Origin of the sequence: Myxococcus sp. SDU36, from assembly GCF_030168875.1 — a bacterium.
Lineage (GTDB): Bacteria > Myxococcota > Myxococcia > Myxococcales > Myxococcaceae > Myxococcus > Myxococcus vastator.
Genome location: NZ_CP077414.1, coordinates 251,574 through 265,688, shown reverse-complemented (window position 1 = coordinate 265,688; position 14,115 = coordinate 251,574). Strand labels below are relative to the sequence as shown.

Annotated in this window: 10 protein-coding genes and 2 pseudogenes; 7 read left to right on the top strand and 5 right to left on the bottom strand. The window is 69.2% G+C overall.

The window, feature by feature from the left end; genetic code table 11:
• Positions 1-4: 4 nt before the first annotated feature.
• From KGD87_RS01075 to KGD87_RS37020, 7 genes and pseudogenes are all read left to right on the top strand, one after another.
• A complete protein-coding gene (locus KGD87_RS01075; protein WP_284665732.1) occupies positions 5-1,594 on the top strand; it encodes an OpgD/OpgG family glucan biosynthesis protein in 1,590 nt (529 codons plus the stop codon).
• Complete coding sequence (locus tag KGD87_RS01070) at positions 1,582-2,085, top strand: hypothetical protein (RefSeq protein WP_163784662.1); 504 nt, start codon at positions 1,582-1,584, stop codon at positions 2,083-2,085. The genes KGD87_RS01075 and KGD87_RS01070 overlap by 13 nt, the downstream gene beginning before the upstream one ends.
• Positions 2,086-2,126: 41 nt before the next feature.
• The gene (mdoH, locus tag KGD87_RS01065; RefSeq protein WP_284665731.1) at positions 2,127-4,160 is read left to right on the top strand and encodes a glucans biosynthesis glucosyltransferase MdoH; all 2,034 of its coding nucleotides are present in this window, start codon (positions 2,127-2,129) and stop codon (positions 4,158-4,160) included.
• 61 nt (positions 4,161-4,221) lie between these two features.
• On the top strand, positions 4,222-5,154 hold the full coding sequence (locus tag KGD87_RS01060; RefSeq protein WP_284665730.1) for a DUF2381 family protein: 933 nt from the start codon (positions 4,222-4,224) through the stop codon (positions 5,152-5,154).
• A gap of 11 nt (positions 5,155-5,165) precedes the next feature.
• The gene (locus KGD87_RS01055; protein ID WP_284665729.1) at positions 5,166-5,657 is read left to right on the top strand and encodes a serine/threonine protein kinase; all 492 of its coding nucleotides are present in this window, start codon (positions 5,166-5,168) and stop codon (positions 5,655-5,657) included.
• Between the two features lie 692 nt (positions 5,658-6,349).
• Positions 6,350-6,630: pseudogene (locus KGD87_RS01050) on the top strand (ISKra4-like element ISMfu2 family transposase); the annotation flags it as partial.
• 21 nt (positions 6,631-6,651) lie between these two features.
• Positions 6,652-6,696, top strand: a pseudogene (locus KGD87_RS37020) (SEC-C metal-binding domain-containing protein); the annotation flags it as partial.
• Positions 6,697-6,779: 83 nt separating this feature from the next.
• Here KGD87_RS37020 and KGD87_RS01045 read toward each other — a convergent pair.
• The 5 genes from KGD87_RS01045 to KGD87_RS01025 all read right to left on the bottom strand — a co-directional run bounded on the left by KGD87_RS01045 (position 6,780) and on the right by KGD87_RS01025 (position 14,051).
• Complete coding sequence (locus KGD87_RS01045; protein WP_284665728.1) at positions 6,780-8,114, bottom strand: hypothetical protein; 1,335 nt, start codon at positions 8,112-8,114, stop codon at positions 6,780-6,782.
• The gene (locus KGD87_RS01040; RefSeq protein ID WP_284665727.1) at positions 8,111-10,306 is read right to left on the bottom strand and encodes a hypothetical protein; all 2,196 of its coding nucleotides are present in this window, start codon (positions 10,304-10,306) and stop codon (positions 8,111-8,113) included. Before KGD87_RS01040 ends, KGD87_RS01045 begins: the two co-directional genes overlap by 4 nt.
• A complete protein-coding gene (locus KGD87_RS01035; RefSeq protein ID WP_284665726.1) occupies positions 10,296-11,747 on the bottom strand; it encodes a hypothetical protein in 1,452 nt (483 codons plus the stop codon). Before KGD87_RS01035 ends, KGD87_RS01040 begins: the two co-directional genes overlap by 11 nt.
• A 136-nt stretch (positions 11,748-11,883) precedes the next feature.
• Entirely contained in the window at positions 11,884-13,194 is a 1,311-nt protein-coding gene (locus KGD87_RS01030) for a M18 family aminopeptidase (protein WP_284665725.1), read from the bottom strand.
• 56 nt (positions 13,195-13,250) lie between these two features.
• Positions 13,251-14,051: a hypothetical protein gene (locus KGD87_RS01025; protein WP_284665724.1), complete on the bottom strand. Its 801-nt coding sequence runs from the start codon at positions 14,049-14,051 to the stop codon at positions 13,251-13,253.
• Positions 14,052-14,115: the final 64 nt, after the last annotated feature.

Sequence of the window (14,115 nt, the reverse complement as noted above, 5' to 3'; positions counted from 1 at the left end):
GGACGTGACGTCGTTGCGGCAGAAAGCGTTGAAGCGGGGTGCGCCGTGGCTGTGTGCCATGGCGGTGGCGTCGAGCGGCGCCGCCGTGGCGGCCGCGCCGGCCAAGGCCCAGAGCGCGGTCACGAAGGGCACGACGGCCTTCTCCACGCAGACGGTGGTGGAGCGCGCGCGGACGCTGGCGGCCCGGCCCTATCAGGCGCCGCCGAAGTCGCTGCCGAAGGCGTACACGCAGCTCAGCTACGACCAGTACCGCGACATCCGCTTCCGCCCGGAGCGCGCGCACTGGCGCGACGCGGGCCTGCCCTTCCAGGTGCAGTTCTTCCACCCGGGCTTCCTGTTCCAGTCCCCGGTGGTGATGAACGTCGTGGAGGCGGGCCGCTCGCGGCCACTGCGCTTCTCCCAGGACCTCTTCAGCTACGGCAAGGTCGTCAACAAGGCGTCCCTGCCTCGCAGCGGCGTGGACGGCTTCGCGGGCCTGCGCTTCCACCACCCGCTCAACCGCCCGGACATCTTCGACGAGCTCGCGGTGTTCCAGGGCGCCAGCTACTTCCGCTCGCTGGGCCAGGGCAACCTCTACGGCCTCTCCGCGCGGGGCATCGCCATTGACACCGCGCAGCCGAGCCCCGAGGAGTTCCCGGAGTTTCGTGAGTTCTGGCTGGAGCGCCCGGCCTCCGGCGCGGACCAGGTGGTGGTGCACGCGCTGATGGACGGCCCCAGCATCACCGGGGCGTACCGCTTCACCCTCACCCCGGGCTCGAACACGGTGATGGAGGTGCAGGCCACCCTCTTCTCACGCCGCACCATCGACAACCTGGGCGTGGCGCCGCTCACCAGCATGTACCTGTTCGGTGAGAACGACCGCGCGAAGTTCGACGACTTCCGGCCGGAGGTCCACGACTCGGACGGCCTGCTGGTCTGGTCCAGGGACGGCGAGCAGCTGTGGCGCCCGCTGCAGAACCCGCGGCAGGTGCGCACCTCCAGCTTCCGCGCGGAGAACCCGCGCGCCTTCGGCCTGCTGCAGCGCGATACGGCCTTCCACAACTACGAGGACCTGGAGGCCCGCTACGAGCGCCGCCCCAGCGCGTGGGTGGAGCCCGTGGGCGAGTGGGGCCCCGGCGCGGTGCGGCTGGTGGAGATTCCGACGCCGGACGAGACGCACGACAACATCGTCGCCTTCTGGGTGCCGGACGCGCCGCTCACCCCGGGCACGCCGCTGCGCGTGGCCTACCGCCTGCACTGGGGCGCGAAGTCGCCCTGGGAGAACACGGGCGGCGTCGTCACCTCGACGCGCATCACCTCCGCCATCACCCCGGGCATGCCCGTGGGCGAAGGCGTCACGCCGGCCACGCGCCGGTTCATCCTCGACTTCTCGCGCACCGCCCGCGCCGAGGACGGGCCGGTGGAGGCGGTCATCACCGCGGCCAGGGGACAGGTGCTGCGCTCCACCATCCAGCGCCATGAACCCTCCGGTGGTTGGCGCACCACCTTCGAGCTGGAGCCCGAGGGCACCAGTGAACCCATCGAGCTGCGCGCGTTCCTGCGGCGCGGTTCGGAGACCCTCACCGAGACCTGGAGCTACCTATGGATTCCGTGACGACGCCGAACACCTGCCCCTCCGTGACGACCGACTGGGTCCGTCCGGAGACGTGCGTGGCGCTCGACGCCTTCTTCCAGGGCTTCGGTTTCGAAGCCGCCGAGGACCTGGCCGCGCTGGCCGCCTGGGCGCTGGAGGGTGTCACCGCGTCCAACGTGAAGCCGCAGGCCGCCGTGGCCCTGGCCCGTGCCCGCGTGGAGACGTGGCTGACGCGCGTGCTGGACATGGACGTGGTGGGCGAGGGCCGGCTGCTGACCCGTGGCCGCGCCGCCTTCGTCCTCAGCGACGGCGCGCGCTTCGGCGCCACCGTGCTCACCCGGGACGCGGTGCCGCGAGAGCTGTCCCGCGCCCTGCGCGCCGCGGTGCCGGTGCCGGTGCCGGCGCAGGTCGCCACGCTGATGCCGGAGCAGCAGCTCGTGCTGTGGCCGCTGGGCGAGCGCCTGCGCCGCTGGCTGCGCGCCGGCCAGCCGGACATGTCCATCTCCCGCTGACGTCGCCTCCCGCTCCGGGAGATTGCTCGCGAGGTTCCGCCATGCACGCTCATTCGTTCTCCCCGGAGAGCGCCGGCATCCGGCGCCTCTTCGTCCTGGGCCTGGCCGCCGTGTCCACCCTGGTGGGCACCTGGGAGATGCACCGCCTGCTGAGCGCGCGCGGCACCACCGTCCCCGAAGGCGTGCTGCTGGTGCTCTTCGCGCTGTGCTTCGGGTGGATTGCCCTGTCCTTCTGGACGGCGGTGGCGGGGCTGCTCCAGCTCGCCGTGAGCAAGCGGCTGCCCGGCCTGCGCTGGCCCACGGCGGAGGAGTCCGCCACGCGGCTCACCGCGCGGACCTCTGTCGTGATGCCGGTCCACAACGAGGACCCGGCCTCCGTCTTCGCCAACGTGCAGGCCACCTACGAGTCCGTGGAGGCCACCGGGCAGCTGGACGCCTTCGACTTCTACATCCTCAGCGACTCCACCCGCCCGGAGGCGTGGATCGCCGAGGAGCTCGCCTGGGCGGACCTGTGCCGCCGCGTGGGCGGCCAGGGGCGCATCTTCTACCGGCGCCGCACGGACAACACGGGCAAGAAGGCCGGCAACCTCCAGGACTTCTGCGAGCGCTGGGGCCGCCACTACGACTTCACGATTGTGCTGGACGCCGACAGCCTCATGGACGGCCGCACGCTGGTGACGATGGCGCGGCTGATGGAGCTCAACCCGCGCGCGGGCATCCTCCAGGCGCCGCCGCTGAACGTGGGCCGCAGCACCCTCTTCGCCCGCCTGCAGCAGTTCGCCGGGCGCGTGTACGGGCCGGTGGTGGCCGCGGGCGCGGCGGCGTGGCAGCTGGGTGAGTCCAACTACTGGGGCCACAACGCCATCATCCGCACGGAGGCCTTCATCCAGCACTGCGGCCTGCCCGTGCTCCCCGGGCAGCAGCCCTTCGGCGGCCACATCCTCAGCCACGACTTCGTGGAGGCCGCGCTGATGCGCCGCGCCGGCTACACCGTGTGGCTGGTGACGGAGCTGGGCGGCAGCTTCGAGCAGCCGCCCCCGAGCCTGCTGGACTACGCGCAGCGAGACAGGCGCTGGTGTCAGGGCAACCTCCAGCACCTGAGCCTGGTGGCCGCGGGCGGCCTGCACCCCATCAGCCGGGGCCACTTCCTGATGGGGGTGATGTCCTACGCGGCGTCCCCGCTGTGGCTGCTGTTCCTGATGTCCGGGCTGATTGCCGGCCTCTACGACGGGTGGCTGTCCTTCTCCAATCCGCACCTGCTGGAGGACCTGGGCCCGGAGGCGCTGGCGTTCGACACCACGGGCGCGGTGCGGCTGTTCTCCGTGTCCATGGCCATGCTGTTCGCGCCCAAGTGCTTCGGGCTGCTGCTGGCGCTGGCCAGCTCGCGGGACTCGGCGCGGATGGGCGGCCGGGTGCGGCTGGTGCTGAGCGTGGTGCTGGAGAGCGTGCTGGCCACGCTGATGGCGCCGGTGATGATGCTGTTCCAGTCGCACTTCGTCTTCGGCACGCTGCTTGGCTACAAGGTGACGTGGTCCAGCCAGCAGCGCGACGACGCCGACCTGCCCTGGTCCGAGGCCGCCCGCCGGCACGCTGTTCACACCACCGTGGGCGGGGGGCTGGCCGCGGTGGCGTACTTCCTGTCACCCGGGCTGCTGCTGTGGCTGTCGCCCGTCGTGGCCGGCCTGCTGCTGTCCATCCCCCTCTCCGTCTTCACGTCCCGCGCGTCGCTGGGGCTGTGGCTGGAGCGGCTGGGCCTGCTCGTCATCCCCGAGGAGACGGAGCCGCCGCGCGTGCTGGAGCGGGCGCGAGAGGTGGCCGGGGAGCACGCGCTGGAGCCGGTGCGGGACGCGGTGGACCACGTCCTCTCCGACGCCAAGGCGCACGCGCTGCACCTGGCGCTGCTGGAGTCCCAGCCCTCGCCGGCCGCCGTGCCCATGGCGCTGGCCTCCGCGCGGCGCAAGCTGCTGGGTGACGACGTGGCGCCGCTGTCTCCGCCGGAGAAGACGGCGGTGCTGCTGGACGCGCACACGCTGACGGAGGCCCGCGAGCGCCGGCTGACGCTCGCGGTCTCCTGAGCAGTAGCGAGGTGCGCGAGGGTTGGATGCCCTATACCCGCCCTGTTATGTTGGGCCGCTCATGCGCGCTCTCCCACTGCTCAGGTGTGGCCTGCTTCTCGTCCTGATTGCTTCCCCGGCACTGGCCAGGGATGAGGCAGAAAAGCTCACGATTCGGACCCTCAAAATGCCGGCCCATCCAGGCCAGGCGGCGCCGTCCATCTACGTTTCCTGGCAGGTGGCGACGACGCTTCGCTTCGAGGCAGAAGTCGATCCGACGAAGACGCGGCTCTTGGCGTGGGAAGGGCGGTTCGAGCCCCTGCTGGTCGGAAGCAAGAAGGTGGTTATTGAGCCACTGCGCGGCCTCGACAGCGGCGAGGCGCTACCCCTCCTCGTGACGCTCGTTGACGAGACGGAGTTCACGTTCCTAGTGAAGCCCAAGAGCCACGAGGACTGGGGATGGATCGATTACCAGGTCAACGTCTTCAAGAACACCGACAGCTACAACGCCGTCCTCTCGTCCCTCTATGACTCCCTCAATCGCGAGCGCAAGCTGAGCGAGGAGAACGAGCGGTTCAAGAAGGAAGAGAACTCGGTCGATCATGCCTTCGCGACCCTGCTCGCGAACGGACAGGTGAAGAAGACGCCATTTCGGCGCGCGAAGTTCTGGCGCTCGAAGAACGAAGACATGGACATGATCGTCGAAGTCTTTTCGGGCCCTGACAAAGCGGCGGTCGTGATTCACCTGACGAACACCCTCTATGGCGCGCCATGGAAGCTCGACGGTGCCTATCTGACCCGCGACTTCACCAGCTACACCGCTCGGCTCTTTGCGCTCCGCATGAATCGAAGTGAGATCGTTCCCGGCCAATCGGGGAAGATCGCGGTCGTTGTGGACAAGAGCGCCTTCGAAACGGAGAACGGGCGGCTCACCGCGCTGGCCCTACAGCTCTTCCGTGGCGATGGACGCCTACAGGTGGCCGTGGCGATGGATCACACGCTGATTCGGCAGTAGAAGTGCCGTTCATGCCCACGACCAAGGCTCTGCTGCTCAGCTCCATCGTCCTGCTTGCCACGTCTTCCGGATGCACAGCGACCGGCGGCGTGGCACTGCGCCCTGACGGCACTCCAGGTCCGCAGGAATGCCCGGCGAAGGCGCTTGAAGTCATGCGGTATCTGAAGCTGCGCGTTGGGGATGCGGCGCTGGTGGATCTCGACGCGAACCAGATCGACGCGAGGCGCCTCTCTCTCTACGACGGACCCCTTGAGAGCATTCTGAAGGACGAGCTCGGTACACTTGAAGCGACGACCCGCTTGTACGGGCAGGTCTGGACGAGCGGCCCACAGGTCGTGATCCGGTACTACGAGGCTCACCCACCGGACAGTGACAAGGTTCCCATCTGCGCGGTGGCCCGGCTGAGCCGCGACCAGATGCGGAAGCTCCCCGAGTCGAAGCCCGGGATGGCCATTCTCGACGGCTCCGTTGCAGCGGCGTACATCGTCGATGCGTTCCGGTGACACACTTGCTCGGCTCACCACGCCCTGTGCTGCTGCCCGCACGGTGGTTGGAGCAGACCCGGGCTCGTGCGTCGTGGTTTGAGCGGGCCGCTCTGACGCCTGCCAGCTCAGCTCCCCAGCTGTTGATGGTCACCAAGAAGCGCGGATTTCTGGTCATGGGCGACCAGGAAGTCGAGAACTGCGCAGCCAGGGGCAGCGCTGTGAGCAGCTGAAAAGTGGAGGATTGGGAAGCGAGCCGGTGGAGTCCAGGGCAGCGAGTGTCCTGAAAGTCAGAAGGCCCACCAGCGACACCTGGAGGGCCTTCCTGGGGGCGCGCCTGGTGTGCGAGAGGGGCGAGCCGGTGAGGGAGGGGTAGCGCATTCCGGGGCGCCGCGCCAGAAGTCGGCGCGCGGGGGAAGGTGTGTGTGGAATCGTTGCGTCTGGTGGTGAGCGGACGGCCGGAGTGCCGGAGGCTGTTCCAGCAGTGCAGCCGGTGTGACAGAGGGCACGCTACTGCGAGCACAGCTGCGGGGTGCGGACGCGCGCGGAGTCGGTGCGTGCGGCCGGGCGGCGCTACCAGCGCACCCGAGACGGACGGCATGCACACGCCGAGCGTCAGGCCGCGTACCGGGAGCGACGGCAGAAAGTGAGGCATCAGGCGCCCCCGCCAGGTGCCATGGAGGTGACGGTGTCGCCCGCGCCGGCCCAGGCAACAACCGGTGCACGAGTCCCTCACCTACCTGGAGGACCATGGCGAGCGAATGCACGATGCCGAGGCACGCGCACGGGGACTGCCCATTGGCAGCGGCAACGTGGAGGCCACCTGCAAGTCTCTCGTCACCCTTCGCATGAAGCGCCCTGGCCCCCGCGGGATGGAGGCGTCTGGCCAGCACATCCTGTGGACTTGCGCGCCCTGGTGCTCTCGGAGCGGTGGGACGCGGCCATGCACCTCACGCTTGCACCGCACAGGGCCGACGTTCGGCCCGCAGCATGATCAGGCTGGGAGCCACACCCCAGCGAACCGTGTCCCTGTGGTAGTGGCCGGAAGTTCAAGCGATGCCGCTGCGCCGGGGGCCAAGCCCGAGCCTTACCGGACTTTCCCGAAGCAGGTCTGTTGCCACCATCTGGCTCGAATACGCCTGGTCAGGTTCGGTACCGCTCCGCCTCCCTGAAGAACTGCGTGAGCGAATACTCCAAGAGCGACTGGCGGGACTGCATGTACCGGCGCGCACGGAGGAAGGGTAGCCAGACGCGCTTTCCAACACGCACCTGAGACTCTTGCACCTGCTGCCGCAGCACCCACGTTCCGCCCAACCGCCGCACCAGTACGTCCCCCACGTAGGCACCTAGTGCCGGAGCTGTGTGACTGTCGATGAGTTCGCGCGTGTACCGCTCCGGGAAGTTTTCCCGCCAGAAGTAAAAATCCAAGTCCGTGAGAGACTCGGGTGTCTCGTCCATGATGGAGGGCACCTTGGTGTGCAGCGCGGCCACGAGACCTTCGGACAAGTCTGCGTAGGATTCGAGGACGCGCTCAGGATTCGCCACGTCTGAGGGATGGGCGACTGGGAGCCACTCCTCGGGCACCGGCGGCCGGAAGGAGTTGAGTTCGGCAATCTTCCGCTGCCGCTCATGTATCGGGGCCCTATCCACCACTCGAGAAAGAAGCGGCGCCAATTCTGAATGGAAGTTTGGCTCCACGGGAGTGAGCGCAGCACTGCGTTCTGTCAGCGAGCGCAGCACCGTGTCGAAGTCGAGGTCTGGCCGCAGGTGGACATGCGCACGGGCCTGGGCCACCCGTGCCTCCTCGCTGGTGAAGTCGGCGGCGGTGGGCCGCAGCACCAGGAGAACGGAGCCGTTGGGCAGTTCCTCCACGAGATGCGCAGGAGTAGAGAGCATCCGCTCGCGGCCTACCGTCTCCACCAGCTTCGGGCCGAAGACATTGAGCCATGATACCTCGTAGACCTTGTCGAACCCGTCCCTGAGTAAACGCTCCTCGTCACGTCCGTAATAGGGAGCACCTGCCAACTCATCATCAGCCATGCTGTGGGCTGAAGCGTATGAAACTGGGTAGCGCAAGGCCCACGCGCGCACCATCTCCACAAAGCGACCGCTTCTCTCCGCCAACGCAAACGTTCCAAGGGACTCTATATGGAGCGAGACCCCCAACCCGGGAGATAGCGGTGGAAACCTGAGCCTAATGGTCATGTCCAACGCGGGCCGCTGCGTGCGATAGAGACCAATGGTAGCAGTCTTCTCTCCCCGAGCTTCCTCGTACGCCTTCCAGGTGGCAGTTCGGGAGTACTTCCGACCACGCTTCCCTTCGACAACGTCCGGCATCCATTCGCCCGCATACTTCTCTAGGGTCTCGAAGAAGGGCCCCATTTCGACTTCAACTGAAGCCTCACCGTTGAAGGAAGACTCCAATGAGAGCGTGAGGCGATCTTCTGTCCTCGAAGCCCATAGATTCAGGTGCTTCATTGAAACGACACCTCCACGCCAGGGACCGAGTCACGTGTACCACTCAAGGCTGGGCGCAATATCCTGGATTCCGCAGGTTTGAGGTCTCCTCCCTCGTAGATCAGGCGGACCCGCTGAACCTGTGTCTCCATTTCCATCCCGGGCCGTCGAATCTCCAGCGTCTCGCCGTAATACCTCAAGGCATTGCCTGCATCCGTAGTCATTTGGGTTTCCAGCGCCTTTGGCTCCATTTCCGAAAAGTCCCTGCTCTTGAGGCTGAACGTCTCCACTCGCGGCGTCGGACCAGCAGCGAGCCCATCTTCGATGACGAGCACGTCCGCGAAGCGCAGGTCCGCCTTCGCCACCCCCACATGCGTCTCGATGCGGGGCTGGTCGAAGTCCTTGAGCCACCGCCGCTGCGCCCGCGGCAGGGCCGCGTCCGCCTCGAGGAGGGCGACCATCTTCCGCTCGAAGGCCAGGCCCCGAGCGTACCTGTCACGAAGGAGCTGGTAGCCAGCCCACTTCAGCGGACCCTTCTCCGCAATCCCCTTCGTGATTTCCGCGGCCCGCGTCTCCAGGTACGCCACGTAGTCGGCCCAGAGGGGCTCCGCGGCGACTTCGGCAGGAGCGGCCCTCCGCAGAGCCTCGCGGTGCTTCGTCAGCTCCGCCACGTCCATCGTCAGGCGCGCTCCCGGGAACTCCGCCTCCAACTGCTTGAACTTCGCCTCCGCCACCTCGGCAGGGAGTCCAGCCGCCTCGGGTGGCATGGAGGGCCGAGTACCGCCCTTTCTCCCGGAGGCCCCTCCGGTGGACGCGGCGCTCGGGGGCTCTCGGTACCTCACGGCCAACGTGGCCTGTGCCTGCGCGACGTTGCCTCGCGCCTCGTACAACGCCAGCGCGCCCGACTCGCCCCACTCCGCCACCAGAATCGCTGCGTCCCGGTCCTGCTGGAGGTAGCGCGCCAACGCCCCCACACCGCGCTCTCCGACTCGCGCTTCCAACCTCTCCAGCACCGCCTTCAGCGACTCCACGCGGGACACCACCGCCTGGAGGCGAGCGCGCTCCAGCCGGGAGACGCCCGCTTCACGAAGCGCGCGCGCCCCCTTCCCTCCCGCGTACAAGCCCACCATGAGGGCCGCGGGCGCCAACTGCCGCGTGGCCTCCTCGTACTCCCCCTTGGCGAGAGAGGCCCCGCCCTGCGCCGTCCCCGCCACCAGGTGGTAGAAGCCCAGCGGCAGACCGAAGGTGAGGGAGTCAAAGGACGCCAGCGCCACGTTGCCTGGCGCGAAGGCACCTAGCAATTGGGCGTTCTCCACCTCCCGGTATGCTTCCTGGTAGGGCGGTGGAAGCCGCGCGGGCAGCGCGGACGCCTCCAAGCTCCGGCTTCCGCCGACGAGGGGAATGGAGGCCGCGACGTCATCCACGGCCCGACCCAGCCCGCGCGCGATGTCGCCGCCGCGGAAGCTCCGCTCCGGGAACTCAGCGAGAGCCAGGCCTCGCTGCTTCAACTCCTCGCGCACCACCTCCATGGCCCCCAGGGCGCGCTTCAGCAGCTTGTCCTCGGCCAGCAGGCGCAAGAGCTGCCGCACCTCGTCGTCGTGAGAGGTATGCAGGACGAAGAGGGCGAGGACCTCCGCCTTGCCCAGGCCGTGCTTCTCGACGGCGGTGGCGAGGAAGGCCGCGCGCTTCTTGAGGAGGACGCGGGCCGCTTCGGCCTCCAGGGGGCCCAGGGCGCCCAGCCGAACGGCGTTCCAGTCCGAGAGGGCCTCCACCAGCCGGGGCATGTCCGCCTGGCGCTGCAAGGCCAGGAAGGCCGCTGGCGTGGTGCATTCGAGGAAGGGCGCCAGCACTGCCTCCTCCGAGTCCAGGTGCGGCCAGCCCGAGGGGACGTCCCCGCACACCCCCGCCAGGGCCCCCACCACGCGCAGGGGCGCCGTTTCTCCTCCGCCGGGATTCGGGGGAGACGGCGTGGCCCGGCGGCGGTGCAGAAGCGGTCCGCCCGCGGACGCCGCGTCGAAGTCCTCGAGCGCCTCGTCCTCGGGGAGACTCGCGACGGCACCGCGCCCCAAGGCAACCAGGGGCGTCGCGCCCGAGACGGTAGCCAGGGTGACTCCCAGCCCCGCCCGTGAGGGCAGCGAGGCACACCCCGACGTCAAGAGGGACAGGGCCAGCACCAAGCCCGCCACGCCACGCGGCAGTCGCTCAGCGCGCATTGTCCACCCCCAGCCCCACGGCCGCGAAGGCTCCCGGCCGCAGCGTCCCCTCCGGCGTGGGAAACAGCAGCGTGCCGCCCTGCCCCAGTGCATGGAAGTTGCCTCCCAGGAAGCGCCACCGGGCCTCTCCCGAGACGACGTAGCGCGCTCCGGGCTGGCCCATGGCCGTCGCCAGTCCGCCGACGCCCACCGTGAGGTTCCGGTGGAAGAGTTGCGCCTCCACCCGCCCGTCCACGTCCGCTCGGCCCCAGGAGAAGACCTCCACTCCCAGGGAGAGGAAGAGGTGCCGTTGGCGCATGCCACTCAGCCGCACCGCGTCCCAGTTGAGAATCACCTCCCCGTAGGCGGAAGCCCCCTCTGGGAAGGACGCCTCCGCCAGCGGCACGGAGGCAGGGCCCGCCACATGGAAGCGCGCCAACTCGAAGTCCGGGCCGAAGGCGCCCTGACGGAAGCCTCCTCGCTGAAGGCGGGCCTCCAGACGGGCCCGCATGTCCACCGTCGGCGTCAGCGCATCCACGCCCACGCCCACCACCGCGCCCCAGGCTCCGCCCTCGCCCGGGCGTCCGCCCCACCCGCCCAGCAGGTGCGCCTCCACTCTCTTGCCCTTGCGCCCTCGCCGCAGCACCACTGCGGTGGCGTCCAGGTGCGCCAGCGTCATGGGCCTCGCGGTGCCGCCCACCCGCCCCCAGTCATGCACTGCCGACAACGCCAGCGTGTACCGCCCCGGGACAGGGGGCCGACCGAAGAGGACGTGCTGCACGTCCAGGGCTACTTCCGCCCCCGTCAAGCGCGCGCTCAAGACGTCCGAAGCGAAGGCCTCCGCGTACACCGGCCCCAATGTGCCCGTCGCGATGACGCCGGCCGGGTGGTAGTCGGGATTGACGCGGTTGCCGTAGCGCCGCACCAGGTGCCCTGACAGGAGGGAGTAGCCCTCCATCATCCCCAGCCACACCGAGTCGGGCGTGTCCCCTCCCACCATGAAAAGGCGCACCACCTGCCCCCAGTCGGACAGCGTGTCCCAGTCCTCCCGCCTCACGAGGCCCGCGCCTTCCCCTCCGCCCCACAGCCGCAGCCGTACCGGCGCCCCGAGAATGAGGCGGAACGACTCGCCCCTCCCCAAGGCCACCATCGGCTCCACCTGCACGAAGCCTTCGTCGGTGCCTGCGCCCCTCCGCGGCAGCAACGTCCAGGTCGCCGCGTCCATGCGCAGCAGGTTCGTCATCGGAGGTGCCGAGTCGGACGTCGCGGACGCAGAGGACTCCTCCTCGGGCTGAGCCTCTCCCTCTCCCTCTTCCTCCTCGCCGGAAGACTTGTCGGAGATGGCCTCCTCCAGCCTTCGCACGGTGGCGTCGAAGTCCTCTGGGGTGACGGCCTCCTGCGCCCCTCCGGCCCCGGGCAACAGCAGCAGCAAGACGACGGCCCAACTCCCATGCATGCCCATCGACGCCTCCGTGGCGGGCCCCAGCAGGGGCGCTCAGCACAGAGGTTCTCTGTTCGGTCCGACAAGGCGGAGGACCGGGTGGGACGTTGCACGGAAAGGTCTGGCTGTTACTCCCAAACGCTCCCGGCCGCCGGGACTACGCGAACAGCCGGCTCAGCACGGCCACCATCTGCGCCACGTCGGTGGCGCACGCCATCTCCCGGATGGAGTGCATGGACAGCATGGGGTTGCCCACGTCCACCGTGCGGATGCCGAGCTGCCCCGCGGAGATGGGGCCAATGGTGCTGCCGCAGCCCAGGTCCGTGCGGGTGACGAAGTGCTGCGGCGTCACGCCGGCCTCGCGGCACAGCGCCGTGAAGAAGGCCCACGACTCCCCATCCGTGGCGTAGGACTGGTTCGCGTTCGACTTGATGACCGGGCCCGCGCCCATGTGCGGCTGGTGCTTGGGCTCGTGCATGGACGCGTAGTTGGGGTGGATGGCGTGCGCCATGTCCGCGCTCACCAGGAACGAGTGCGCGATGGCGCGGTGGAACGCGTCCGGCTTGCCGTCGGAGTGCGCCAGCGTCAGGCGCTCCAGCAGCGTGCGCAGGAAGGGAGACGCGGCGCCCTGCGCGCTGCGGCTGCCCACCTCCTCGTGGTCGAACAGGATGACGCCGCTGGTGGCCTCGCGCGAGGCGCTGCTGGAGAGCAGCGCGGACAGACTGGCGTGGCAGCTGGCCAGGTTGTCCAGGCGCGGCGCGTGGAGGAACTCGCCGTGCGCGCCCGAGCGGATGGACGGCTGCAAGTCATAGAGGCACAAGTCGTAGCCGAGGATGTCCCCCGCCTGCGCCTTCACGCCGCCCTTGGCCAGCTCCTCCAGCAGCAGCCCTTGCAGCTCCGCGGCGCCCGCGCGCTCCAGGCCCAGCACCGGCACCATGTGCTCCTGCGCGTTCAGCTTGACCCCCTCCGAGTTCACCCCGCGGTTGAGGTGGATGGCCAGGTTGGGCACGCGCAGCAGCGGCCGGCGGAAGTCCACCAGGTGCCGCTGCGGGCGGCCCTCCACCATCACCATGACGCGGCCGGCGAGCGACAAGTCGCGGTCCGTCCAGGTGTGCAGCAGCACCCCGCCGTAAACCTCCACGCCGAGCTGCTGGTAGCCGTTCTTCGTCACCGCCGCGTTCGGCTTCACCCGGAGGTTGGGAGAGTCCGTGTGCGAGCCCACCAGCCGGAAGCCCACCCGGTCCACGGGCTGGGTGCCGAGGTGGAAGGCCGCGATGCTCGTGTCCCCCCGAGTGATGAACACGCGGGCGCCGGGCTCCAGCGTCCAGGGCTCGCGCTCGTCCAACTGGCGGTAGCCCGCCTGCGTCAGACGGCGGGCCGACTCGCGCACCGCGTGGTACGGCGTGGGCGAGGCGTCGATGTACTCGAGGAGGTCTCCAGCCAGGGCGTCGGTGTCGGTGGGGCTCATAGGGCGCCCCAAGCTAACGCCGTCCGGCCCCACCGCCACTCCCGAAAGTCACCCGCCTACCGGGCGGGCGGGCGTTTCTCCGGAGCCCGTGCGGGGAGAAGGGTGGTCGCGGGCCGGGCCCCCGGGGCCGCATCCAGGAAGGTGCCCAACAACACCCACCTGCGGGACGCCGCCTCCTTCCCCTTCCGGGCCAGCAGCGGCGTCGTGTAGTGCCAGAAAGGCAGCCGGTACACGGTGATGCCGCCCACGGTGCTGACGCGGGTCAGCTCCGTGAAGTGCCCGTCCTGGGCATAGACGAGGTACTGGTGGTCCACGCCCGGCAGCGTGAGGCTGATGTGCATGTCCACGTAGCCGTCCCGGGCCTCGGGCTCCTCCGGGTGGTGGTCGTTGTGGGGCCCGGAGTAATCCCCCGGCCCGTAGCACAGCGCCTGGATGCCCCACTTGCGCCGCAGCGCCCGGCCCGTCACCGCGGCGGCGAACCCGGCGAAGGTGTCCGAGCGCAGCATGTCCGTGAGCCCCACGGACTCCGCCGCGCGCCACGAGCGGGAGCGGCGGCTCTCCAGCATCGCCGTGCTCACCCGCACCGTCTTGGGCAGCAGCTCCATGTAGTTCATCGTCTGCCCGGAGATGGAGTCCGCCGGAATCGGGTCCTCCATGGGCACCATCGTCTCGCGCATCGCGGCGTCCAACGCATCGCGGCATGCGGCGGCACGGCGCGGGTCGATGACGCCCTGGAGCGACACGAAGGGACGCGCCGGGTCGAGCAGCGCGCCCACCACGTCACGCGCCTTGCCGTCGAGGATGCGGCGGCCTCGGGGGGTCAGCCAGTCAGCGAACTCTTTGGGAAAGGCCTTCATCGCGGTGGAACATAGCGCCCCACGCAACCTTTACAGCTGACTTGCGATAATCACCGACAAGCTG